Origin of the sequence: Halomonas sp. AOP30-A1-24 (genome assembly GCF_052378165.1) — a bacterium.
GTDB classification, from domain to species: domain Bacteria; phylum Pseudomonadota; class Gammaproteobacteria; order Pseudomonadales; family Halomonadaceae; genus Vreelandella; species Vreelandella citrativorans.
Window position 1 is genome coordinate 1 of record NZ_JBQSXL010000039.1, and the last position, 24,022, is coordinate 24,022.

At 57.8% G+C, this 24,022-nt stretch carries 24 protein-coding genes; 5 read left to right on the plus strand and 19 right to left on the minus strand.

The features are described 5' to 3' along the window. Positions 1-268 (minus strand): PIN-like domain-containing protein (locus ACT3TJ_RS16360; protein ID WP_193057453.1); only part of this gene is annotated, 268 nt, incomplete at its 3' end. A 59-nt stretch (positions 269-327) separates the two neighbouring features. Further along, on the minus strand, positions 328-642 hold the full coding sequence (locus ACT3TJ_RS16365) for a hypothetical protein (RefSeq protein ID WP_444666027.1): 315 nt from the start codon (positions 640-642) through the stop codon (positions 328-330). On the opposite strand from ACT3TJ_RS16365, the gene ACT3TJ_RS16370 reads away from it, so the two are divergent. Continuing rightward, on the plus strand, positions 641-1,897 hold the full coding sequence (locus ACT3TJ_RS16370) for an ISL3 family transposase (protein WP_172119103.1): 1,257 nt from the start codon (positions 641-643) through the stop codon (positions 1,895-1,897). The genes ACT3TJ_RS16365 and ACT3TJ_RS16370 overlap by 2 nt on opposite strands. Here the strand turns inward: ACT3TJ_RS16370 and ACT3TJ_RS16375 are convergent. The 7 genes from ACT3TJ_RS16375 to cbiE all read right to left on the minus strand — a co-directional run bounded on the left by ACT3TJ_RS16375 (position 1,796) and on the right by cbiE (position 7,288). Beyond that, complete coding sequence (locus ACT3TJ_RS16375; RefSeq protein ID WP_444666029.1) at positions 1,796-2,449, minus strand: hypothetical protein; 654 nt, start codon at positions 2,447-2,449, stop codon at positions 1,796-1,798. The two genes, ACT3TJ_RS16370 and ACT3TJ_RS16375, sit on opposite strands and share 102 nt — an antisense overlap. Before the next feature lie 4 nt (positions 2,450-2,453). After that, complete coding sequence (locus tag ACT3TJ_RS16380) at positions 2,454-3,056, minus strand: hypothetical protein (protein ID WP_193057177.1); 603 nt, start codon at positions 3,054-3,056, stop codon at positions 2,454-2,456. Between the two features lie 549 nt (positions 3,057-3,605). Next, positions 3,606-4,046, minus strand: a complete 441-nt coding sequence (locus ACT3TJ_RS16385) for a YtoQ family protein (RefSeq protein ID WP_193053331.1) — start codon at positions 4,044-4,046, stop codon at positions 3,606-3,608. Positions 4,047-4,120: 74 nt separating this feature from the next. Next, a complete protein-coding gene (gene cobF, locus ACT3TJ_RS16390; RefSeq protein WP_193053332.1) occupies positions 4,121-4,885 on the minus strand; it encodes a precorrin-6A synthase (deacetylating) in 765 nt (254 codons plus the stop codon). Continuing rightward, complete coding sequence (gene cobM / locus ACT3TJ_RS16395; RefSeq protein WP_193053333.1) at positions 4,882-5,679, minus strand: precorrin-4 C(11)-methyltransferase; 798 nt, start codon at positions 5,677-5,679, stop codon at positions 4,882-4,884. The genes cobF and cobM overlap by 4 nt, the downstream gene beginning before the upstream one ends. Beyond that, on the minus strand, positions 5,676-6,083 hold the full coding sequence (locus ACT3TJ_RS16400; protein ID WP_193053334.1) for a cobalamin biosynthesis protein: 408 nt from the start codon (positions 6,081-6,083) through the stop codon (positions 5,676-5,678). The genes cobM and ACT3TJ_RS16400 overlap by 4 nt, the downstream gene beginning before the upstream one ends. Then, positions 6,080-7,288 carry a precorrin-6y C5,15-methyltransferase (decarboxylating) subunit CbiE gene (gene cbiE, locus ACT3TJ_RS16405; RefSeq protein ID WP_193053335.1) on the minus strand — a complete coding sequence of 403 codons (1,209 nt, stop codon included), beginning with the start codon at positions 7,286-7,288 and terminating at the stop codon, positions 6,080-6,082. The genes ACT3TJ_RS16400 and cbiE overlap by 4 nt, the downstream gene beginning before the upstream one ends. Here cbiE and ACT3TJ_RS16410 point away from each other — a divergent pair. Then, positions 7,287-8,024, plus strand: a complete 738-nt coding sequence (locus ACT3TJ_RS16410) for a cobalt-precorrin-6A reductase (RefSeq protein ID WP_193053336.1) — start codon at positions 7,287-7,289, stop codon at positions 8,022-8,024. The two genes, cbiE and ACT3TJ_RS16410, sit on opposite strands and share 2 nt — an antisense overlap. Here the strand turns inward: ACT3TJ_RS16410 and cobJ are convergent, their stop codons facing one another. Genes cobJ through ACT3TJ_RS16455 form a run of 9 tightly spaced genes read right to left on the minus strand, consistent with a single transcriptional unit; the run spans position 8,025 to position 19,945 of the window. Continuing rightward, positions 8,025-8,774 (minus strand): precorrin-3B C(17)-methyltransferase, encoded by a 750-nt coding sequence (cobJ, locus tag ACT3TJ_RS16415; RefSeq protein WP_444666031.1) that lies wholly within the window; start codon positions 8,772-8,774, stop codon positions 8,025-8,027. It abuts the gene before it with no gap. Continuing rightward, the gene (locus ACT3TJ_RS16420; protein WP_193053338.1) at positions 8,771-9,508 is read right to left on the minus strand and encodes a precorrin-2 C(20)-methyltransferase; all 738 of its coding nucleotides are present in this window, start codon (positions 9,506-9,508) and stop codon (positions 8,771-8,773) included. The genes cobJ and ACT3TJ_RS16420 overlap by 4 nt, the downstream gene beginning before the upstream one ends. Next, positions 9,505-10,134 (minus strand): precorrin-8X methylmutase, encoded by a 630-nt coding sequence (locus ACT3TJ_RS16425; RefSeq protein WP_172118253.1) that lies wholly within the window; start codon positions 10,132-10,134, stop codon positions 9,505-9,507. Before ACT3TJ_RS16425 ends, ACT3TJ_RS16420 begins: the two co-directional genes overlap by 4 nt. Beyond that, entirely contained in the window at positions 10,118-11,293 is a 1,176-nt protein-coding gene (locus ACT3TJ_RS16430; RefSeq protein WP_444622648.1) for a cobalamin biosynthesis protein CobG, read from the minus strand. The genes ACT3TJ_RS16425 and ACT3TJ_RS16430 overlap by 17 nt, the downstream gene beginning before the upstream one ends. Further along, a complete protein-coding gene (gene cobN / locus ACT3TJ_RS16435) occupies positions 11,290-15,135 on the minus strand; it encodes a cobaltochelatase subunit CobN (RefSeq protein ID WP_444622647.1) in 3,846 nt (1,281 codons plus the stop codon). The genes ACT3TJ_RS16430 and cobN overlap by 4 nt, the downstream gene beginning before the upstream one ends. Beyond that, the gene (cobW, locus tag ACT3TJ_RS16440) at positions 15,135-16,247 is read right to left on the minus strand and encodes a cobalamin biosynthesis protein CobW (RefSeq protein WP_444622646.1); all 1,113 of its coding nucleotides are present in this window, start codon (positions 16,245-16,247) and stop codon (positions 15,135-15,137) included. The genes cobN and cobW overlap by 1 nt, the downstream gene beginning before the upstream one ends. Beyond that, positions 16,234-17,622, minus strand: a complete 1,389-nt coding sequence (locus tag ACT3TJ_RS16445) for a cobyrinate a,c-diamide synthase (protein ID WP_444622645.1) — start codon at positions 17,620-17,622, stop codon at positions 16,234-16,236. The genes cobW and ACT3TJ_RS16445 overlap by 14 nt, the downstream gene beginning before the upstream one ends. Further along, on the minus strand, positions 17,622-18,215 hold the full coding sequence (gene cobO / locus ACT3TJ_RS16450) for a cob(I)yrinic acid a,c-diamide adenosyltransferase (RefSeq protein WP_444622644.1): 594 nt from the start codon (positions 18,213-18,215) through the stop codon (positions 17,622-17,624). Before cobO ends, ACT3TJ_RS16445 begins: the two co-directional genes overlap by 1 nt. Beyond that, positions 18,212-19,945, minus strand: a complete 1,734-nt coding sequence (locus ACT3TJ_RS16455) for an AAA family ATPase (RefSeq protein WP_444622643.1) — start codon at positions 19,943-19,945, stop codon at positions 18,212-18,214. The genes cobO and ACT3TJ_RS16455 overlap by 4 nt, the downstream gene beginning before the upstream one ends. A 400-nt stretch (positions 19,946-20,345) precedes the next feature. Here ACT3TJ_RS16455 and ACT3TJ_RS16460 point away from each other — a divergent pair, with 400 nt between their 5' ends. Together ACT3TJ_RS16460 and ACT3TJ_RS16465 are read left to right on the plus strand one after the other, a co-directional pair. After that, on the plus strand, positions 20,346-21,401 hold the full coding sequence (locus tag ACT3TJ_RS16460) for a FecCD family ABC transporter permease (protein ID WP_444622642.1): 1,056 nt from the start codon (positions 20,346-20,348) through the stop codon (positions 21,399-21,401). Continuing rightward, complete coding sequence (locus tag ACT3TJ_RS16465) at positions 21,398-22,162, plus strand: ABC transporter ATP-binding protein (RefSeq protein ID WP_444622641.1); 765 nt, start codon at positions 21,398-21,400, stop codon at positions 22,160-22,162. The genes ACT3TJ_RS16460 and ACT3TJ_RS16465 overlap by 4 nt, the downstream gene beginning before the upstream one ends. A 75-nt stretch (positions 22,163-22,237) precedes the next feature. Here the strand turns inward: ACT3TJ_RS16465 and ACT3TJ_RS16470 are convergent, their stop codons facing one another. Further along, positions 22,238-22,849, minus strand: a complete 612-nt coding sequence (locus ACT3TJ_RS16470) for a Yip1 family protein (protein ID WP_444622640.1) — start codon at positions 22,847-22,849, stop codon at positions 22,238-22,240. A 279-nt stretch (positions 22,850-23,128) separates the two neighbouring features. On the opposite strand from ACT3TJ_RS16470, the gene ACT3TJ_RS16475 reads away from it, so the two are divergent. Then, positions 23,129-24,019 (plus strand): NAD-dependent epimerase/dehydratase family protein, encoded by an 891-nt coding sequence (locus ACT3TJ_RS16475; RefSeq protein WP_444622639.1) that lies wholly within the window; start codon positions 23,129-23,131, stop codon positions 24,017-24,019. The last annotated feature ends 3 nt before the right edge of the window (positions 24,020-24,022 follow it).

A 24,022-nucleotide genomic window follows, 5' to 3' on the forward strand; every position in this document is an offset into this window, starting at 1 on the left:
ATATAGCTTTAGCCGTTTCGTCATATGAGCGTTCTTGTTGATCAATTACCGATAGTCGATTATTTAAATATTCCTCGGCAGCTCTATGAGGCAGCCATACACGCTCTTGTATTTTTTGAAGAAGCTGAAGAAACTCGCGTCTAGCAGAATCAGAATACCTATAAAAATTCAATAATATATTTGCATCAAATACAAAAATGCAGGAATCCCACACCTGCTTTAAATTCTTTTCACTTTCTTTAAAGTGGCCGGGGAAAAGGTCCTTCATATTATCTCCATCATTGAACGGCGCGCTTTGCGGAAAACTTTTCCGACAACAGCACTTTGTTAGATTTTGTACTTTAGGACTACATTCTCTACCAGGTCCTGTATGAACTCAGTTGCTTTAAGTTCAGATATTGATATTCCTGATGGGTGAGCGCTTGAGTTACGTGTTCCGAGTTTTTCATCAAGAATTTTTCTAACGTCATTGGTGATGATCTTTGCTGAGCGGCAGAACTCAATGAACTTACCCTCTGGAATTTCAGTAAAGTCATCAACGGAAGTGAGCTTTGATATTTTTGGCTCTTCGACGTTGGGTGTGGAATTTGTCTCCTGAGCTGGGCCAGAATAGGGGCTCCACAACAGCGGTAGGTATGGCATGGACGGCACCCAGATTCTAACTCTCGGCCTGGGCCTGGAAGCGCCCTGGGTCCTCAAGGACCAGCACCTGGATACCTCCGTGTCGCCCCACCGTCTGGATCTCTATGTCGAGGCGGAGCGAGGCAGTCTGTATCCCTGTCCGGAGTGCGGTAAGGCCTGCCAAGCTCACGACTTTGCCGACAAAACCTGGCGGCATCTGAACTTCTTCCAGCACCACTGCTACCTGCATGCTCGCGTGCCTCGCACGAAGTGTCCTGAGCATGGTGTCAAACGTATTGAGGTGCCCTGGGCACGGTCGGGCAGCGACTTCACCCTGCTGTTCGAGCAAGCGGCCATGTCGCTGGTCAAGGAGATGCCGGTGCTGGCCGTCTCACGGCAGTTGGAGATTCCCGACAAGCGACTATGGCGCATTGTGCATTACTATGTGGGCCGCATGTTGAGGGAGCTGGATTTGTCCAATGTGGCGACTGTCGGTGTGGACGAAACCGCGTCCCGGCGCGGTCATCGCTACGTCACGGTGTTCCTCGACATGCAGCGCAAGCAGGAACCAGTGGTCTTCGCCGTCCCAGGCTGCGGCAAGGACGCCATCAAGGCTTTCAGCGCCTTCCTGGCGACCCATGGCGGCGATACGACCAATGTGGTCGAGGTCGTCTGCGACATGTCGCCAGCCTTCCTCAGCGGGGTGACCGAGTACCTTCCCAAGGCCGAGGTCACGGTCGACTGGTTCCATATCGTGCAGACCTTCACCAAGCGACTGGAGGAGGTACGCAAGAAAGAGCGCCGCGAGCAGGAACACCCCAAGTCGCTGCGCTGGGCACTACTGAAGAACCTGGAAAACGAGAACCTGACACCCAAACAGCTGGCGGCGCTCCAGGAGTTGGTAGCCGATCAGAGCGCCACTGCCGATGCCTGGATAATCAAGGAAAAGCTACGCTGGATCCAGAAGGCCCCGACGCCCAGAGCGGCTCGATGGCGCATCACAAATTACCTGAAGGTCATGCAGGCGGCGGTGTCTAAAAAACCGCTACTGAAGGCGATGGGGAAGGCCCTGGCAACGCTTGAGCGGCACGCCGACGCGGTGGTCAGACGTTGGCACTCGGGCCTGACGAATGCAAGGCTGGAAGGGATGAACGGCTTGTTTCAGGCGGCTCGGTCACGCGCACGTGGCTATCGGAACGAGGCTAACTTCATCGCCATGATCTACCTGATTGGCAGCCCGGTGGGCCGCGTGTTCGATCAGGCCAAATCCACATGAAGTGACGAAGAACCATATTTTTACTCTTTTGTCTGTGTTCGCTGATAGAGCGGCGTCGAATTCATTTTTTTTATGCTTGTATATGTATTTATATAAATGGTTTACAGTCAAAATCCAAGCTAAAACTATACTTGCTCGTTTGGCCCCTATTTCATAGCAATCGATGGCTTCCTGAAGGAAAGACTTTTGATGCGAGTCCGTTATATCTGAGAGCATATTTCTTAGAAGATAAGAGGTTTCTCTCTTCGACGGCCCTGTACTTAATTTTTTTTGAAGATCCAGTTCGGCAGAGCGCTCAAGAATATATCCATCTTTCTTTTTTATGAACTTCTTTCCTTTCCCTCGCTTACTTTTCGCAGAAAGATATGAAGGTATATTGGAATACGGTTCAATCCTTAAAATATCAAAGCACTCTTTCAGCTGGCGAGAGTTCGCAGAATCCTCTTCTTTGATTACGGTAATGAAGTAAACAAAAAAGTCAATTAATTCCGTTTTTTTTAGCTCTTCGAAATTTTCAATCTGAAGAACGAAATCATCTAAATCTTGATTCATTTACTTACTTTGCCTTTTTCTTAGGGAGATCTCGTTCAACATAATCCTCGCCTATATGGTGAAGGCTTGAATTCGAGCCACTCTTAACAATATATGAGGATATAGCCAGATTAGAAAGTACGGAAGTTAGCCTTTTTGGAGCCTTTTCATTCACGGTACGAAGCCCCGTGAACACTTCATCTTTGCTCAAAGATTCTCTGTTGGTATTTTTGATTAGCCAATAAATTACGGTCAAGACATGATCTGACTGCCCCGACGGGCTCTTCTCTGCATAGAAATCTTTAAAGGCTTGCCTCTCATCGGCATTCAGCCCAAGTTCTACGGTCTTAAAGGTTTCCGGTTTTGCGGAAGAAGTTCTCTTTGGCTTGGCAAGAGTTTTTCCTTTGGGCTCTACTGCTTCGACGGCTTCTTCGTTAACATTTTCTTCGTCCCCTTCTCCGGTTTCTTCACCTTCGCCCTCGCAATTTGAGAACTGGGATTTAGCGTCGATTAATGATGGCAAAAAGCTCTCAAGCCTATCAAATATCATGTTGAGCGATTCACTGGCTGCCTCGATATTTACTGCACCGCTATTCAAATCAATATTTATTTTTACGATATCCGACATAACTCTAACTCCTAAAGTAATTCTAAAAATCTAACAGTGATTATACGCCCAGCCATGTAACATCAATAAACGCGCCAGCACATTCCTTGATGTTATACAGCCTACACAAAAGCCATAACTCACTGCTTCATATAGTTTCTCAAAACTCTCAGGAAGTATATTCATTATTCGCGTGCCCGCTCGTTTTGCTCGATTCCATCATACTCTATTGACAAATTTACCTTCGGTCACGTGGTAATTTCATGACAGCGGTCAGCAATAGGTCGTAGTGCAGCGAGGTCACTGGGAAGAATGGGCGCGGTGAGGAAAAGCTGATGTCAGTTTTTTGAGATAAAAGGGCTGCATTAGAGATGACATCGGGGCAGCTAGCGCTGCCCTTCGCGGGTGCCTTATTGGCTCGTGCCTCGCCAAACGTTACGCCACGCTACTTGTGATGATTCTTGGGACGGGGCTTTCGCGCGCTGAAGCGGGCTCCCACAAAACCAGCCTTTAGCAGCCCCAAGAAAGAGGGCTGCAGGCCAGGCTTGGCCTGCAGGGGAGTGGCATGCGTTAATCTTTCAGCACGTACTTGAGGGTTTCCACGACCTGCTCGGTAGTAGTACACCAAGCCTGCGCGCCAGCATCCACTTCTTTCAGCGGGTGAACGATATCCTCGGTGTGCAGAGTGATGTAGGGCTTGGCGAGTGCGGAGCAGTAACCCGCATCAAACGCGGCGCTCCACTGCTTGTACTTGTCGCCGAAGCGCACGACGACTAAATCACTTTGCTCGATCAGCGTGCGGGTGCGGATGGCGTTGACCTTGGAGGATTGGTGGTCGCGCCAGAACTGGTTGCTCTGCTCGCCCAAGTGGTCGCCTGCGGCGTCACTGGCGTCGTGGTCGGTGACGGGCGCGGTGAAGACGATATCCAGGCCTGCGGCTTCAGCGCCACGTTGGATTTCTTCGCGCCAGTCGGTGTGGATCTCGCCAGATAAATAAACGTAAAAGCTCATATCGCTCTCCTGATAATCACGTGTTGAGTGTATAGAGCCATTTTATGGAAAAACATTCCAACTTAATACCGGCGTTACAGCAGTGGCTGTTTGGCGAGTAGATAGATATCCATAATCCAGCCATACATTTCACGCAGTGCAGCGCGACGCTCAACAACCTCGTCGCTTACCTCGCTTAGCGGGCCTTTGATCAAGCACTGTTTATCCATGCCCAGGTAGGCGCCCCACCAGATGTAAGTGTCAGTTTTCGGCAGCGTAGTAAACGCCCCGCCGCTATCGAGCATCACGGCTACCGTGGCGGCATCATTAGGCCAGCCGCGTTCGCGCAGGCGGCGGCCGGTGGTGATCTGGATGGGTTCGGCGAGCGCGTTGAGGGGGATTTTATGCTCAGCGGTGAGCACTTGTAGGCTGGTGATGCCGGGTACGACGTTAACCTCAACGGCGCGTCCGCTATCCGTCAGGCGCTTGGCGATGCGCAGGCTGCTGTCATAAAGCGAGGGGTCGCCCCATACCAGCATGCCGACGCGCCCGCCATTTGGCAGGTGCTTATCCATTAGCCCTGCCCACATGCTGGCAATGGCGTTATGCCATTCGTCTACTGCGCTTAGGTACTGGCGTTCGCCGTCGCGGGTGGGTAAATCGAACTCAACGATGCGGGTATTGGCCGCTTCATCAAGCAGCTCGCCGCAGAGTACTCGGCGCAGGTCGATTAGGTCCGATTTCGCCTCGCCCTTGCGGGGTAGCAGAATCACGTCGGCCTCGTTCAAGGCGCGCACTGCCGCGAGCGTTACGTGGTCGACGTTGCCGGTGCCAATGCCGATCAGCGAGAGCGTGATCATGCGCTGCCCTCTTCATCGCTGCTGGCAAACGGCGAATCGGCGGACTGGGGGCGAAAGCGGCGGTCGTAACCTACCGCGTACAGGCTGCTTTCCTGAAAGTCTTCGGATTCGAGTGCCGGCCCTACCAGAATCAGCGCCGTGCGCTGGAGGGTGTGGTCGATCAGCGATTCCACCGTGGATAAGCGCCCGCGCACCACGTGCTCATCCGGCCAGCTGGCCCGCCATACAATCGCTACCGGGCACTCTTCGCCGTAATGGGGCGTCAGGCTTTCCACCACTTGGGCAAGGTTGTGAACGGAGAGATGAATAGCGAGTGTGGTCCCGGTGCGGGCGAAGTTGGCAAGCGTCTCACCTTCCGGCATGGCGCTTGCCCGGCCCGGCGTGCGGGTCAGCACCACGGATTGCGCTACACCGGGTAGCGTTAGTTCCTGGCCGAGCGTTGCCGCCGCCGCCGCAAAGGAAGGCACGCCGGGGGTAACGCTGTAGGGAATATCAAGCTCGCGCAGGCGGCGCAGCTGTTCGCCCATGGCGGACCACACTGATAAATCGCCGGAGTGCAGCCGGGCGATATCCTGGCCTGCGGCGTGGGCGGTTTGAATTTCCTGCATGATATCATCGAGTGACAGCGGCGCGGTGTTGATGATGCGCGCGCCGTTAGGGCAGTGCTCGAGAATTTCTTCGGGAACGAGCGACCCTGCATACAGGCACACCGGGCAGGCGGCGATCAGGTCGCGCCCGCGCAGCGTCAAAAGATCCGGCGCGCCGGGGCCTGCGCCAATAAAATGAACCGTCATAATCCAACTCCTTGCGCCGCTGTGGTGGCCACCGCGGCCGTGGCCTGTCTATCGTTTGAAACCGTGCGCGGGCCTAAAAGCCGCGCCCCGCTGCCTGCGGTCAGCAGCGCTACGGCTTCGGCCACGCTGCCGGTGCCTTTTTCGCGCAGGCTGTAGGCGGAATGAGTCAGCGTGGCAACGCTTGCCAACTCGGCATCCGCTACGCTTATTACCGAAATGTTGCGGGCGCTGCCCAGCGCTTCAACCAGTGGCAGCATACTGTGTGCTGCCGCCAACTGGTCGATAGGGCCGTACTGGGCAATCAATTGATCCAGCGCCTGTTCCAGTGACTCAAGCGTTGCCTGCTGGCGAAAGCCGAACCCTGCGACTTTTAGTGCCTGCTTAGCCACTGTTTGCTTGGTCATCGAACGCCACGCCACTGCACAATCGGGTAGCTGGATTTCCAGCCCCGGCGGGTGCCCATGGGCGCGGCGTGGGCTAGTTCCAGGCGCAGCAGTTCGCCGCCCGCCTGTTGTTGCCAGTGCGCCAGCAAGGCTTCGGATTCCAGCGTGACCGCGTTGGCCACTACGCGTGTGCCGCTAGGCAACACCTGCCATAAAGCGTCCAACAGTTCCTGAGAAAGCCCGCCGCCGATAAACACCGCATCAGGCAGCGGCGCATTCTCAAGCACCTCCGGTGCGCGGCCTTCGTTTACTTCCAGCCAATCAACGCCGAGGTTTTCTGCATTACGCCGCGCCCGCGCGGCGCGCTCCGGATGCTGCTCGAAGCCGATGGCCTGATTATCCGGGTGGGCCAGCAGCCACTCAATGGCGATAGAGCCAGAGCCAGTGCCGATATCCCACAGCCGGTCGCCGGGCTGGGGGGCAAGTGCGCAAAGCGTTAAGCTACGCACGGCTTGCTTGGTGATCTGCCCATCGTGCTCAAAAAAGCTATCAGCCAGGCCAGGCGTTAAGGGAATTGCGGGGCCGTTGCCCGCGACTTCGATGCCGACCGCCACCGGATGGGCGATATCGTCGGGTAGCGTGTCATCCACGCGCAGCGTGCGGATGCGCTCATCTTCACCGCCCAGAGTTTCCAGCACGTTGAGCCTGGAATCCCCAAAGCCGAATGTTTTCACCAGCGCGGCCAATTCAGCTACAGCGGCACCATCGCGTAACAGCACCAGCAAGCGCCTGCCGCTTTGCAGGTAGGGTCGAATGCGGGTAAGCGGTTTGGCGTGAAGGCCCAGGCAGGTGCAGCGCTCCAGCGGCCAGCCCAGTCGGGCCGCCGCCAAGCTAAAGGTCGAAGGCGATGGCACGGCGATCCATTCACTGGCTTCCAGGTGGCGCGCCACGCTAGTGCCCGCCCCGAACCAGAACGGGTCGCCGGAAACCAGCATGACTACCCGGCGGCCACGCTCGTTGAGAAGTGCGGGGATGCCATCAAGAAACGGTACCGGCCACTCGCGAATATCCGCGTTTAGCGGGGGAAGAAGGCGCAAATGGCGGCGGGCGCCGAACACTATTTCGGTACGTTCAAGCTGCTCGCGGCTTGCCGCTGTCAGGCCCGCTGTGCCACTCTCCCCCCAACCTAACAGTGTGAGCCACGGAGCCTTATTAACCTCAGCCATGATAAACGTCCTGATTCTTGGGGGTACGAGCGAGGCCAGTGCACTGGCCAGCGCCGTTAGCCAGCGCGGCATTCCAGCCATCTTCAGCTATGCAGGCCGCGTTAAAATGCCTAAAGCGCAACCGCTGCCTACTCGCGTGGGCGGTTTCGGCGGCGCCGACGGTCTGGCGGCTTTCATTACCCAACAGCGCATCACCCATATTATTGATGCAACCCACCCGTTTGCCACACAGATGAGCCATAACGTGTTGGCCGCCGCCCAGCAAACCGGCGTACCGGCGATTGCTCTGACCCGCCCCGCCTGGGTGCCCACCACTCACGATAACTGGCAACACGTGGCAAGTGTCGAAGAGGCAGTTAGCGCCCTCGAAGGCCCGCCCCAGCGCGTGCTGCTCGCCATTGGCCGCATGCACCTGGCCGCGTTTGCCGCACAACCTCAACACCACTATGTGCTGCGCCTGGTCGACCAACCAACCGCCCCGCTGCCGCTTGCCCACTTCACCACCACGGTGGATAGAGGCCCGTTCACCCTGGAAGGCGATTTAGCGCTACTCAAAACCCAACGTATCGAGCGCATCGTGTGCAAAAACGCTGGCGGCAAAGGTGCTGTTTCCAAACTTGATGCTGCCCACTCGCTTGGCGTGCCAGTTATCATGATCGACCGCCCGGCGCTGCCTGCTCGCCATGAAGTGCATAGCGTTGATGAGGTACTTGCCTGGCTTAATGATCGCTCTTGATCAAAGCGCTGAGCGCGGCGTATAAACCAACGGCTTACCATCTCGCTCAATTAACCGCGTCTGTTTTGAACCGACAATCACCAGCGTGCGCATATCGGCCATGTCCGGCGTGGCATCTTTTAAGGCCGTTACGCGGATTGATTCTTCCGGCGTGGAAACCGCGCGAGCGAAGATGACCAACCGTTCAGGCTCACACGCCTCGCGCAGCACCTCCAGGGTGCGCTCGAACCCTACTGGGCGCGATTTTGAGCGCGGGTTATAAAACGCCATCGCAAAATCGGCTTCAACGGCCAAACGCAGGCGCTTTTCGATCAGCGCCCAAGGCTTTAAGTTGTCGGATAAATTGATGCAGCAGAAGTCGTGGCCCAGCGGTGCACCCGCACGAGCGCTGGCCGCGAGCATGGCGGAAATACCCGGCAGCACCTGAATATCCAGCGCGCGCCACGCGGCATCGCCCGCTTCCAGCGCTTCGAATACCGCCGAGGCCATGGCGAATACGCCAGGGTCACCAGAGGAAACCACCACGACTCGGTGGCCTTCTAACGCCAGTTGCAAAGCCTGCTCGGCACGACGAATCTCTTCGCGGTTATCCGAGCCGTGGCGCGTAAGCCCTTCCCTCGGTGCTACGCGGTTAACGTAAGGCACATAGCCGACAACGTCGGTAGCATCCGAAAGCGCGGCGGACACTTCGGGGGTAATCATCGCCTCCGCACCTGGGCCCAGGCCGACAATTTTTAGCCAGCCGCTCATGGGCGCCTCCCGTTACCGTGTATCAGCACAATCGAGAAGTAAGGCACGCTCTCGCCAACGTCTACCAACGGCAGCACGCGCTGCTGCTCCATGGCGGCGTACTCAATCAACCACGCCTGGTCTTCCCGGCCCGCCTGTTTAAGCACCCGGCGCAGCTTGTTCAGGTTGCGCCCAATCTTCATGACCACCAGCGCGTCGGTATCGGCGATATGTTTGGCGAGCGTTTCTTCCGGTAGCGTGCCCATCAGCACGGTCAGAATATCGTCGCCCCAGGTAATCGGCTGCCCGGTCGCCGTCCAGGCGGCAGACATGCCGGTAATCCCCGGCACTACCGACACCGGCACCTGGTTGAGCAGGCGCGTATACAGGTGCATAAACGAGCCGTAGAAGAACGGGTCGCCTTCACAGAGCACCACCACGTTGTCACCGGCGTTGGCTATCTCGATCAGCTGGGCCACGCATCGCGAATAGAACTGCGAGAGCAGCGCGTTGTACTGCGGGTCGTCGAAAGGAATCTCTGTGGTGACCGGGTACTCCATCGGCAACTCAATGATGCCGGGGGCTAACAGCCCTTCAACAATGCTACGCGCATGGCCCTTGCGGCCCTTTTTACGAAAATAGGCAACATGCGTGGCGCCGCGAATCAGCCGGTCGGCGCGCACGCTCATCAAGTCCTGGCTGCCCGGCCCCAGGCCAACACCGTAAACCGTGCCCTGTGTGGATGCCTGAGTCATTCGACGCGATCCGCCATGGCGTTAATGGCCGCGACCGTCACCGCGCTTCCGCCCAAGCGGCCACGAACGATGCAGCTGGGAATGGCGGGCGTCGCCCATAGCGCTTCCTTGGATTCAGCGGCGCCTACAAAGCCTACCGGGCAGCCGATTACTGCCGCCGGGCGCGGGCAGCTTGGGTCTTCCAGCATATTTAAAAGATGAAACAGCGCGGTGGGCGCGTTGCCAATGGCCACCACGGCGCCTTCCAGATGCGGGCGCCATAGTTCTAGTGCTGCGGCCGAACGGGTGTTAGCCATTTCCTGGGCGAGGTGTGGCGTGCGCTCATCGTTCAGGGTGCAAATAATCTCGTTATTGGCCGGCAGCCGCTTGCGGGTGATGCCTTCAGAAACCATCCGCGCATCACAAAGGATCGGCGCGCCGCGTTCGAGCGCTGAACGCGCTTTATTGACCGCGTCATTTTGAAAGTGAATATGCGCGGCCAACTCGACAAGCCCGGCGGCGTGAATCATGCGCACGGCAACGGTCTCTTCCTCGGCAGAAAAGCGCGCAAGGTCGGCCTCGCTGCGGATAATCGCGAAGGATTCCCGGTAAATCGCCGGGCCGCTTGTTTCATACGTATAGGGCACCCAAACTCTCCAAATATTCGACGACCTCAGTCTCGGTGAGGCCTATCTTAACGGGCGTGCTCTGGGCATCACCCTTAACAATAAGATTAAATCGGCCTGCCTGACCGACCAGGCACACGTCGGCCGATGAACGGCGGGCGCACCCCTTGGCGCAACCGGATATATGAACGCTGTGTCTTTTAACGCCGGGCGCTAACCGTTTAGCCAGCGGCTGGGTAGCAACGCTTGCCTGAGCGCAGTAAGGCGCGCCGGGGCAGGCATCCATCAATAAGCGCGTATCCTGATTATCACTGATCAAGCCTTCAACCGGCTCACTTGCGCCCTTGACCCATAAACGTCGCCACGGCGTTACCCGCACATGGCTCACCGACGCAGGGGCAACCGCTGCCCGCAACGCAGCAGCGGCTGCGCGCCCAAACGGCAGCCCGTAAACCATCCCCGCTTGATACTCGCCAAGCGCCAGCGCCGCGCCCTGCGTTGCATTCACCATGACAGAAGCGCTTGCGGGGCGCATTTTAGCAGGTGACCACGCGGGAAGCGGCACTTTATGCCGCCTCATCCGCCCGGCGTCATTCCCGCCGCTTTCCACAAACCAGTGCGTCAGGCGTATTAAATGCTCAATGGCCGCCTCAATAGAGCCCACCAGCGTACCGCAGGCATGGCCTTCAGCGCGCACTATCAGTCCGCCTTCTATTGCGCGTTCCACTCGAAAATCAGCGGCGGTATCTCCCAATACCGCTAATTCACCCGCATCAATCGCAATACCAACTTTGCTGGGCATCGCGGCCAGTTCACTGCCTCGCGCCTGTAACAAGCAGGCAAGTTGATGCGTGTCATCGCCCGCCTGCCAGCTGGGCGCCAGCAGGCACTGGGGTTGCTGCTCGATGGCGGGGTCCGCACTGACCAATTCGTGCACTACCAAAAAATCCATTAGCGGCGGCCATGTGGTTTCCGAAACGCCGCGCAGCTGAATATTGGCGCGGCTGGTTAACTCAATTAACCCGTTGCCATAGGTTTCTGCGGCATCGCACAGCGCGAGCATCTGCGCTTTGGATAGCTGGCCGAGCGGTGGGCGCACGCGCACTAACCAGCCATCGCCGGTTTCCATGGGCTGCCAGGCGCCGGGGCACCAGCCTTTGATCAGCGGGCCAGTGCTCATAAACTGGCGGTTTCCCTGGCTTCGTCCATTTCCAGCAGCAGGTCTTGCAGTGCGTCGCCGTGCTCGCCGGGTTCTTGCCACATGCCGCGCTGGGCGGCTTCCAGCAACCGCTCGGCCATCTCTTCAAGGGCTGCCGGATTATGCTCACGTAAAAACTGCTGGTTGGCCTCATCCAGCACCAGCGCTTCGCTCACCTGAGCGTACTGGTAATCCGCCACCAGGTCCGTGGTGGCGTCGTAAGCAAACAGGTAGTCGACCGTGGCGGCCATCTCAAACGCGCCCTTATAGCCGTGTTCGCGCATGGCGTTGATCCACTTGGGGTTCAACACCCGCGAGCGAATGACCCGGGCAAGCTCCTCTTTGAGCGTACGAATTTTGGGTACGGCGGGATTGGCGTGGTCGGCGTGATAAATCTCCGGCGCCTGACCGCTCAGCGCGCGGGTAGCGTTGGCCATACCGCCCTGAAAGGCGTAGTAGCTGTTGGAATCGAGAATATCGTGCTCGCGGTTATCCTGATTCTGCATTACCGCATCCAGCCCTTTGATCTGCTGCTCAAAGGCGCCGCGTGCGGCGGTGCCGGAATCCGCAAACTGCCCGTAAGCGTAGGCGCCGGTGCCCAGGTAGGCCTCGGCCAGGTCATCGGCATCACCCCAGCTACGGTTTTCAATCAGCCGGTTCAGGCCGGCGCCATACTCACCGGGCTTGCTGCCAAAAATACGGTAGCTCGCTTCCTGGGCGGCCATTTCGGCACTTAACCCTTGAGCTTCAAGGGCGTGCTGGCGTTCAAGCACGGCGGCGCGAATAGTGTTGCTATCGCCCGGCTCTGCATAGTTGGCAACCGCTTGCACGGCGGCATCAAACAGGCGAATCACATTGGGAAAGGCATCGCGAAAAAATCCGGATACGCGCAGCGTGACATCCACCCGTGGGCGGTTAAGCAGCATCGAAGGAATCACTTCAAAATCGATCACCCGCTGAGAACCCAATGACCATTTGGGCCGCACACCCATCAGCGCAAAGGCCTGGGCGATATCGTCGCCGCCGGTGCGCATGGTCGCGGTCCCCCAGATGGAGAGCCCCAAGCGGCGCGGGTAGTCGCCGTGATCCTGCAGGTAGCGTTCGACAAATGCCTGGGCGGACTTTTCGCCCAGCGTCCAGGCGGCGGGCGATGGGATCGAGCGGTTATCCACGCTGAAAAAGTTGCGCCCGGTGGGCAGCGTATCCAACCGCCCCCGGCTCGGCGCACCGCTCGGCCCAGCGGGTACGAAAATCCCCTCAAGCCCATCCAGCAGCGAGCCAACCTCCATCTTTACGCCCTTCTGCATGGCGGCCCACAGCTGCTCGCGGGCAAAGGTAAGCTGTTCGGCCGTGGCAGGATAATGTTGCGAGAGCGTTGTAAGGCAACCTTGAGCCAACACATAGTCGGCCACCAGCTCTTCGCCGAGCAGCTCCAGCCGCTCGCGGGTATCAGCGCCGGTTCGCCAGGCAGCGGTTAGTTTGCCTGCCAGCACGGCCGGTTTAGGGCCAAGCCAAGGCTCGCTGCCCGCCGCTAGCGGGTCGAAGTCCTCGCCCAGCGCCAGGTCAGCGGCCAGATTGTGCAGCAAACCGCGGCTTGCCACCGCTTCACCACGCGGCAGCCTTAACAGTGCTACCAGCGTGGCCGCACGTTTCTCCTCGGGCGGTAGCGTGCCCAGTATATGCAGGCCATGGCGAATCTGAGCTTCCTTGATATCGCACAGAAACGTGTCCAGCTCGTTGAGAATTTCGCTGTCACAGCTGCTGTTCGCCGCGTGGGCAAGCTCTTGATCGATGCCGGTTGCCCGCAGATGCAAAAGTATCTGCTCGCGAATCAGCGCTTCGCGACGCGGGTCCATATCCAGCGCCTGATAATACTCATCAGTCAGCGCTTCAAGCTCGGCCATGGGTCCGTAAAGTTCAGCGCGCGCCAGCGGCGGCATCAGGTGGTCGATAATTACCGCCTGGCTTCTGCGCTTGGCTTGGGCGCCTTCGCCGGGGTCGTTGACAATAAACGGGTAGAAATGCGGCATCGGCCCCAGCGCGATATCCGGCCAGCATTCGGCGCTTAGCGCGGTGCTTTTACCCGGCAGCCACTCAAGATTACCGTGCTTGCCCACATGAATAACCGCCTCGACCTGATAGTGCTCGCGCAGCCAGAGGTAAAACGCCAGGTAGCTATGCGGCGGCGCCAGCTCCATATCGTGGTAGGACTGGGTCAGGTCATCAATAAAGTCGCGCTCCGGCTGAATACCCACAAAGGTTTCGCCCAAGCGGATGCCTGAAATCATTAGCCGCCCCTGGCGGCATTTGGGGTCGTCTTGTGGCGCGCCCCAGCGGGTCCATATCGTTTTTTGAAGCGCGGCGGGCAGGGTTTGAAACCAGGTCAGATAATCCTCAACACTGATACTTTGCCAGCAGGCGCGCTGATCCAGGCTGTCATGATCGTTGGTGATTGCGCCCTGGAGCAGGCGAATCAGCGCCTCGCCGCTTTCCGGCAATTCGCTTAGCGGATAACCGGCACCTTTCAGGGCATTTAAAATTTGCAGCGTAGAGGCCGGTGTATCCAGCCCCACGCCGTTACCGATACGCCCATCGCGGTTGGGGTAGTTGGCCATAATCAGCGCGACGCGCTTTTGGGCATTGGGCGTTTGGCGCAGGGCGCAAAACCGTTGGGCCAGCTTGGCCACAAAGGCGGCACGCTCCGGGTGCAGCGTATGGTGCGTGACTGAGAGCTGGGCGCGAGCGTTATAGTGCGCTTCCGCTTTAAACCCAACGGCGCGGGTGATAATCCGCCCGTCCATTTCGGGTAGCACTACCTGCATGGCGACATCGCGACTATGCAGGCCTGCGGCCATGCCCTGCCAGTCATCCGCCGTACTGCTGGCGAGTATCGCCTGAAGCACCACCGGCCGCCCGATAAAAAGGCTCTCATGAAGATTGCTGCCCAGCTCATCGGCTGCATTGGCGTCATCGGCGGTACGGTTTACCGAAAAGCTGGTGGTATTGACCACCAGCATGGCGCCGGTTTGCTCAATGAGGTGGTTGGCAAACGCAATGCAGGGGCCTTCTTTTAAAGAGGCCACCGCGACGGCTAACGGCTCAAGCCCTTCGGCTTTCAGCGCGTCGATCATGCCGTCGAGCACAGCCGTATTCGCGCCCTGCAGGTGGCTGCGATAAAACAGCAGCAGGCACACCGGGCGCTCTGCAATACGCTGTTTGTGCCACTCGCTTAGGCTGACCGCCTGCTGGCCGTTGGCTTGAGGCGCGTAAATTACCGCCGCCGGAATCACTTTTGGCTCTTGCCACGAGTACTCATTCGCCAGGTACTCATGCGCTAGGCATTCGCTTCCGATAAAGCGCAGCAGCTGCTCGGCGTTATCCACGCCGCCTTCGCGCAAATAGCGCCATACGCGGTAGGCATCGTCAAAGGCAATGCTGGAGTCTTCCAGCAGGGCATCGTCCGGGGCATCGCAGCCGGGCACCAGAATCAGTTGGCGCTCGGGCTTGGCAGCCGCCCACGCCAGAAGCCGCTCGTAGCCGTACTGCCAGTAGCCCTTTCCGCCCAGCAGTGACACCACCACCAAGCGAGCTTTTTCCAGCACACGGTCTTCGTAAAGATCAAACGCCGCCGGTTTCACCAGGTTCATCCAGTTCGCCAGCCGCACCGAGGGGTAGTCATCGCCCAGGCGATCAACCGCTTGGGCCAACGCCGACAAGTTACTGTCAGCGGCGGACATAATCACAACCTCGGCAGGGCTTTGCTGTAGGTCGATGATGCCTTCATCATCAACAAAGCCTCCCGGTTTGGCGGCGAAAAGATGCATTAGGCGCTTACCGGCTTCTCAGCGCTGGCAAGCGCCTTATGAACTTCATCGCTGTTCAGCGTTTTACCAATAATCACCAGCTGGGTCTGGCGCGGCTCGTCCTGAGCCCACAGGCGATCAAAATAGCCGTCCAAGCGCTCGCCCACTGCCTGGATGACTCGGCGCATGGGCTTACCGGGAATGGCCGCAAAGCCCTTGGCGCGATAGATCTCCTGGGTTTTCAGCAGGTGTTGAAGCTTGGCCGCCAGCTCATCGCCATCGACTTCGCCCAGCGTAATCACGCAGGAATCAAAGTTATCGTGGGCGTGATCGTGGTGGGCGCCTTCGGCATGGTGCTTGTCGTGATGGTTAGTAATCTTGTCGATATGCTCTTCACTGGCCGCGCCAATGCCCATCAGGGCCTCCAGCTGGGCCGTGTCGGTCACTAGCGTTTGGTCGATAAACAGCGTTTTGACCGATGCGGGCACCCGCGCCTGTACCAGCGCTTCAACGCGGGCTTTTTCGTCGGCGCTCAGCAGGTCGGTTTTACTGACCAGCACTAAATCCGCCGCGCTTAGCTGGTCATCCAGCAGTTCACGCAGGCTGGGGTCGTGATCAAGGCTGTCATCGGCCAGGCGCTGGGCGGCAACTTTTTCTTCGTCGTTGGCAAACCGGCCCGCAGCGACGGCAGGCCCGTCGATCACCGTGATAATCGCATCCACGGTGCAGTGCTGACGCACTTCCGGCCAGTTAAACGCCTGTACCAGCGGCTTGGGCAAGGCCAGCCCGCTGGTTTCGATCAGGATATGGTCGATATCATCACGCCGCGCCACCAGTTGTTTCATCACCGGCAAAAACTCTTCTTCCACCGTGCAGCAGATGCAGCCATTGGCCAGCTCGTAAATGCTGCCGTCTTCACCGGAGGCGATTTGCTCACCCTCGTCACTTTCTGCGTCACAATCCAGCGCACAGCTACGCAGCAGGCTTGAGTCGATATCCTGCTCGCCAAACTCATTGACGATAACGGCAATCCGCTTGCCGGTAATCTGGCGCAGAATATTGGCCAGCAAGGTGGTCTTGCCGCTGCCCAGAAAACCGGTCACAACCGTGGCGGGAATTTTATTTAACTGCATGCGAGGATTCCTTAATTTGGGAGCTTGCGGCCGTGGCCTGCGCTGAATCGTTGCCAAAAGTGTGGCTAAACAGACGCGCTACCGCCGCAGGATTATTCGGGAAAAACAGATGTAAGTAGGTCGCCGTCAGGCGCCCGGCCCGGTAGATCGGCTCACCCGGCGCTGGGTGGCGCTGGCGGCGCCCGTAAGCAATCGGCTCAGGCGTTTGCTCGGCCATTGAGCGATGGTGCGCATGGCCGCGAACCGGCCCTTCGGGCAGCTCGGCAGTCTGCATGCCTTGGCAGCCGCGACGCCCGCGCATGGCACCGTGCCCCGGCAGTAAACCGAGCATAGAGTGAGAGTTCTCAGCATAGTCGGTTAACGTTTCCAGGCTATACAGCATGCCACCACACTCGGCGAGGATGGGTTTGCCCGCGCTAAAGAAGCCTTTAATGGCATCGCGCATGGCGCTGTTCGCCGCAAGCGCCTGCGCATGAAGCTCCGGGTAGCCGCCGGGTAGCCAAAGGGCATCGCACTCGGGCAGTTCAGCATCGCTCAGCGGCGAGAAAAAGCGCACCTGCGCGCCCATCTGCGCCAGCAGGTCCAGGTTGGCCTGATAAATAAAGCTGAACGCCGCATCGCGGGCTACGCCTATCGTTTGCCCTGTTAGCACTTGCGGCACAGCGGGAAGCACCTCAGTAGAAGCACTAAAGCTGACCGGCGCAAGCGTGGCGAGCGCATCCAGCAGCCCTGCGGTTTCCAGCGCCTGCGCGGCGGCTTCAAAGCGAATTTCCAGATCGTCGCGAATCTCCTCCGCCTGCACCAGGCCCAGATGGCGCTCGGGAAGTGCCAGTTCAGGGTCGCGTGGTACGGCAGCTAAAAACGGTATGGCTTCAGGCAGCGCGCCTTCAATCAGCTCGCGATGGCGCTGGGAACCGCAGTTATTGGCAATAAGCCCGGCAAAATGAATATCGTCACGAAAGCCAGCCAGCCCTGTAACCAGCGCAGCGGCGGTTTGGGCCATGCCTTTAACATCCATCACGATGGCCATGGGAATGCCGAACAGCGCGGCTAAATCGGCACTGGAAGGCTCGCCGTCAAACATCCCCATGGCGCCTTCCACCAGAATCAAATCGGCTTCAACAGCGGCTTCATAAAAGCGCTGGCGGCAGTAGGCTTCGCCTGCCATCCATAAATCGAGCTGGTCAACCGGCTGGCCCGAGGCCTGAGCGAGTATTTGCGGGTCCAGGTAGTCCGGGCCAGTTTTAAATACCCGCACCACCTTGCCCTGATTACGCAGCAGCCGCGCAAGCCCAGCGGTGACGGTGGTTTTACCCTGGCCCGAGGCGGGTGCCGAGATAAACAGCGCGGGGCAGCGGGCGGAAGGTGTGCTCATCAGTACTCGATCCCCGGCTGGGCTTTAACGCCGCCGCGAAACGCGTGACGCTCATCCTGCACGGTGCTGATAGTGTCTGCTACGTCCTGAAGCGGCTGCGCCATGGTGCGCCCGGTAATAATCACGTTTTGATGCGCTGGGCGGCGCTGCAAAGCCTCGACCACCGGCACCGGGTCCAGGTAGCCGTACTTGAACATATAGCTCATTTCGTCCAGCACGATGATGTTGTAGGCCGGGTCTTCCAGCAGCCCCTTGGCGATTTCCCAGGCGGCTTCGGCGGCCTTTATATCGCGCTCGCGGTCCTGGGTTTCCCAAGTAAAGCCTTGACCCATGATGTGCCAGTCAAGCCTTGGGTGGTCACGAAAGAACAGGTATTCACCGGTTTCGCGCCGCCCTTTAATGAACTGAATGACCGCGCCTTTCTGACCGTGCCCCAGCGAGCGCGCCAATGTACCGAGCGCCGAGCTACTTTTACCCTTGCCGTTGCCTTTGAGCAGGATTAACACCCCGCGCTCATCAATAGCGCGGCTGATGCGCTCGTCGACCACCTCTTTTTTGCGCTGCATGCGGTTTTGGTGATTGCTATCGCTCATGCTGACTCCTGGGTGGGCATGGCCCAATAGTGGGCGCCCAACTGCTGGGCAAGGCGCACGGCCTGGCCACGTTTTACAAATGAGTATTCGGTATCCATCACCACGCAGTCGCCAAGTTTTGGCAGGTCTGCAACGGATTCGCGGGTGCGTCCGTCGGTGATTAAGTAAGTGCGTATATGCAGGCCAGGCTCACGGCACTGCCACTGGCGAATCAACCGTCCTGCCTCCTCTACCACTTTACGCAGTGGCGTGCCGCCCCCGCCATCGGCACTGTTCAGCGTCGCTTCCAGGCTTTTGGGGGCGCGTTGGCGGGTGAATAACGCTGTCACCGTATCGTTGCCAAAGCCTAATACGGCCATCTGCTCGCGCACGCTGTACGCCTGGCGGGTCAGGCTATCGACCCAGCCCTTGGCTTGGCCCAACAAGCGCTTACCCAACGTCGAGCCGGAGGTATCCAGCAGTACCAAATGCAGCACCGGCTGCCCGGTGCGCGCTTTTTGATAACGCAACTGCCGCCAAGGCCATTGGCCGCGATTGGCGATCAGCGTAGCAAACCAATCCGGCCGCGAGGTCAGCGCAGCCCTGGTTCGCCCTTGGCCCGCTTCATCGCCCTTGCGCCTACCGCCCAGTGATAGCGGCTGCTTAGCCACAGGCCGGTTGGTTGGCGTAGGCAGGCGTAGCGCAGGGAGATTCACCGGCTGGCTATCCAGCATGTCCTGCGCCATGGGCGGCATGGCGCCCCACTGCCCCTGCTCGCCTGAATGCCCGCTAGCGGACGACTGACCGCCAGAAGGTTTTTCATTTGACGTGGACGAAGGCGGTGGAGAAGAAGGCGGCGTTGATGGCGGTGTGGAAGATTCACGCGTACGCCGATGGGCCAATACCCAAGGCTCAACGGTATCGACATCGTCCTTGGTGATCGTATCGCTCCCCCGCCAGGCGGCATGGGCTTGGGCGGCGCGGTGCCAGGTAACATCGGCACGCAGGCCTTCAACGCCTGCCTCTTCACAGCGCTTGGCGATGTGCGCGTAAACCCAGTCAGGTGCGGTAACGGCAGCAAGCGTGCGGCGTGCCTGCTCGATACGTTCACGCAGGGCTGACTGCTCATCAGCGTAGTCGGCGATAAAGCGCTCGGGGTCGCGATCAAAAGCATCGCGCTGCTGCACGATGGCGATGCGCTCTTCGATACGGATGGAAGCTGGCTGTTCCAGACAGAGGCCAAAGCGGTCGAGCAACTGCGGGCGCAGTTCCCCTTCATCCGGGTTCATGGTGCCAATCAGGCTAAAACGTGCCACGTGGGAGTGACTGATACCGTCGCGTTCGACGATATTGACCCCACTGGCAGCGACATCCAGCAGCAGATCAACCAGCGTGTCAGCGAGCAGATTGACTTCATCGACGTACAAAACGCCGCCATGGGCTTTGGCCAACAGCCCTTCGTGAAAGGTAGCTTCGCGCTCGTTCAATACCTTTTGCAGGTCCAGGCTACCGGTCAGGCGGTCTTCGCTGGCGCCCAGCGGCAGCGTAACAAACGGCGACGTGTCGCCCTGACCTGATTCTGGAAGTAGTGCGGCCAACGCGCGGGCGAGAGTCGATTTTGCGCTGCCTCGCGGGCCGCTAATCAGCACCCCGCCAATGCGCGGGTTAATCACGTTCAGAAGCAGCGCTTTTTTAAGCGATGCCTGGCCGACGACGGCGGTAAAGGGAAACTCAACCACAGGCATCACCATGGGCAGAAGGAACATTGACTTGATTTAACAAGGAGATATTGAGCGATTAAGCGCCAGAAATACGCTTAAAGCGCCTGCTTTTCAAGCGGGTAAACCTAATACATTAAGCGACGCATGGACACTGCAACACACGTGAAAGTTATTCATCACTGACAAGAGAATAACGATAGAGCCAAGCGTCGATAAAATGACTACAATAACCGCGCATTATAGAGGATGGCACCAGGGTGTAGCCACCTCCCCGCTTAAGCAAGTCATCAATCGCAAAGGTTTTTCGTGCTTTATCGTCACGTCTTCGGCAGTCTGTCGAGTTTTATATCCATCGGCACCCGGAACACCATCCCATGAAGCCCTTCCCCGCCCTACCTGCTACCTCGTTTACGCTATGAAAGCGGTTGCGATGCAAAGTACCCAAGCACTGCGCGCTCAGGCGCACTGGTTTTGGCTTGCCCCCCTGGTATTGCTGGTAGCACTGCTCGCTGGTACGGCGATTGGTGAAACCTCGATTCCTGTGGATACGATTCTCAAGGTATTGGCTAACCATCTTCTGGGCGCTAACTACGCCGTTGATCGCATTGATGCCGGTATTATCTGGAACTATCGCTTAAGCCGCGCCATTGTGGCTGCGTGTTGTGGCGCCGCGCTGGCGCTGGCCGGGGTAGTGCTCCAGGCATTGCTACGCAACCCCTTGGCGGACCCGTACTTGATGGGTATTTCTGCAGGCGCCTCAACCGGTGCCGTAGCCGTTAACGTAGCGGGGCTTGGTGCGGGTGCTTTCACTTTATCTGTCGGGGCGTTTGCCGGGGCAGTACTTGCCTTTGGCCTAGTGGTACTGCTTGCCCATGCAGCCAGCAGCGGGACTGGCGGTGGGCGCAGCACCCAAGCCGCCGGGGCCATTATTCTGGCGGGCATTGCAGGCTCTCAACTGTTTAACGCGCTGACCGCCTTCATCATTACCAAGTCGGCCAGTGCCGAGCAGGCACGCGGCATCATGTTCTGGCTACTGGGTAATCTTTCCGGCGTGCGCTGGAGCGATGTCGTGATCGCTTTACCTGCCGCCCTGGGCGGCTTGCTGATTTGCCTTTGGCACCGCCGCGCACTGGATGCCTTTACCTTCGGCGCCGACAGCGCGGCGTCCATGGGTATCGCCGTGCGCCCAACACGAGGGCTGTTAATTATTGCGGTAGCGCTGGTGACAGCCATTATGGTGTCGATGGTGGGCGCTATTGGCTTTGTCGGTTTGGTCATTCCGCATGCCATGCGTTTTATCGTGGGCACCCAGCACACGCGCCTGGTGCCCGCTTCGGCACTTGCTGGCGCCGTGTTTTTGATTGGCTCGGATATCCTTTCGCGCATTCTGGTGCCCGGTCAGGTACTGCCCATTGGGGTTATTACCTCGCTGATCGGCGCGCCAGCTTTTGCGTTGATTCTTGTTCGCGGCACGAGGAACCGATGAAATTAACCGCTGAACAGCTGGGCTGGAGCGTGCATGGACGCACGCTTTTAAAGGACGTTTGCCTGGACGTTGCGCCCGGCCAAACCTTTGGCTTGATTGGCCCCAACGGCTCCGGCAAAACCACGCTGCTTCGCCTGCTGGCAGGTTTAAACAAACCCAAAACGGGCCATGTACACATGGGCGGTCAGCCGATCGCCAAAATGCGCCAACGCCATATTGCGCAGTCTATCGCGATGGTTGAACAACAGGCGGAAACCACCGATAGAATTCATGTGCGTCAAGTGGTTGCACTGGGACGTACGCCATTTCTCACGGCGCTTCGCCCCTGGTCCGCCGAGGATGATGCGATTGTCGGCCAGGCACTGGATGACGTGGATATGGCACACATGGCGGACCGCCTCTGGCATACCCTTTCGGGCGGTGAGCGCCAGCGCGTTCATATTGCCCGGGCACTGGCCCAGCAACCCAAAATTCTCCTGCTGGACGAGCCCACCAACCATTTGGATATCCGCCATCAGCTCTCCATTCTTGAGCTGGTCAGGCAGTTGCCGATTACCGTTGTGATCACCCTGCACGACCTTAACCAGGCCATGGAGTGCGACCGCATTGGCGTGATGGACGGCGGACGACTGATCGCCAGCGGCCAACCACATGACGTGCTAACCACCCAGTGCTTACAAGAGACGTTCGGTGTGCATGCCCACGTGCTGGATGATCCCATTGACGGCAAACGGATCATGCGTTTTAGAAGCGCTATTTAGTAGATTTTCTTACAAGCCGTGCAGTAAACGCTAAAACCTGGGGCTAAGCCGTCATAACTGCCCCACAGACACTCTCTATCCAAAAAACCACCACACCACACTGTACTCCGAGCCCATACTCCACAGCAGAACAATCACCACAAGCAGCACTTCTAATACCAACACTCCGATACATAGCGTTGCAGTGGATATAATAAAACCGCGCTTATGGCTAATACCCAAGAAACTGGGCGTTCCCTTGTAGAGTAGGTAAGCACTATAAAGTAGCCCCATCACCAAACCCAGCATGCAAAACCAGAAAGCCGGATAAAGGGCGAAAACACCGCTCAGAAACATCGGTGTGCCAATGTACCCCGCGAAAATAATACAGTTGCGGCGGCTAGGGCGATTCTCCAGCTTGCGGGCTAACCAGTGGATCACACTGCCAACCACACCAACGGCCATTAACATCAGCGCATAAAACGCAACGCCTAGCGCCAGGCCATCTGTAATAGAGACTTTATAGGTGTTGCTACCGCCATAGGTCCAGCCAATCTGGGTCGTACCTATCAGCGCACAGACTACAGGAATAACCGCCAAAACAAGGACATGATGGACATAGAGATGGCTAATAGACTCATGCTCGCCACTAATCTTATGCCACTCTGCGTCAGGATGATGAAGGAGCCCCCAAACATGGTGGATCATAACGACCTCCCGTTTATGCAAATGCACTGCTGTTGGGATCAAGCATCAGGCTCAGGCATCGATCAAATACCCAAGCTTAAACTGAGTGTAGATCACAAGGCTTATTTATGGAGCACAATGATTGCGCTGTGATATGGCTATTTGCCACCGATTGCAATTCATCAATTGCCCTGCTTCGTCGCGCATAGTGTGGTGATAGAACCAACTCGGCGGTGTAACGTTTTCTTTGCTAAGGTGTGGGTCCTTGTAACGGACTCTTACAATAAACGGGAAATCCACATGCGCATTTTGTTTACCGGTGGTAGCGGCAAGGCGGGTCGTCATGTAACGGCGTACCTGCGCGACCAGGGCCACAGCGTCACCAATCTGGACTGGGTAGTTTCCGACGTGCCGGGCATCACTACGCTAAAGGTCGATTTGACCGACGCGGGTCAGGTATTTAATGCGTGCCAAGCCTATGCCAATTTCGATGAGCTAGAACCTAGCACCGGCATGCCACGCTACGACGCCATCGTCCACTTTGCCGCCATACCCGCCATTCTCCACCGGCCGGATAACGAAACCTACCGCATTAACACGTTAAGTACCTACCATGTGTTGGATGCGGCGACTCGGCTAGATATTCCCAAAGTCATTTTTGCTTCCAGCGAGACCACTTACGGCATTTGCTTTGCCGATGGAGTGAAGCAACCTGATTACCTACCGGTAGATGAAGAGCACCCCACAGTGCCGCAAGACAGCTACGCAATGAGCAAGGTGGTTAACGAAGTAACTGCACGCTCTTTCCAGGAGCGCTCGGGCATCGACATTTATGCCTTGCGCATTAATAACGTGATCGAGCCTCACGAATATCGCCAGAACTTCCCGGCTTATATAGACAACCCGGCACTGCGCCGCCGCAATATTTTTGCTTACATTGACGCTCGCGACCTGGGCCAGATGGTCGACTGCTGCCTGAAAACAGACGGCCTGGGTTACGAGGTGTTTAACGTCGCCAATAATGATCTGTCAGTAGGGTTGAGCAATGCTCAAGTAGTGGAACGCTTCTACCCAGGCGTACCCATCAAGCAGGCAATGGGTGAATTTGAAACCTTTTACAGCAATGCAAAAGCCCGCCGCCTGGTCGGTTTCTCACCGTGCTATTCCTGGAGGGATGAGCTGGGGGAATGAGCC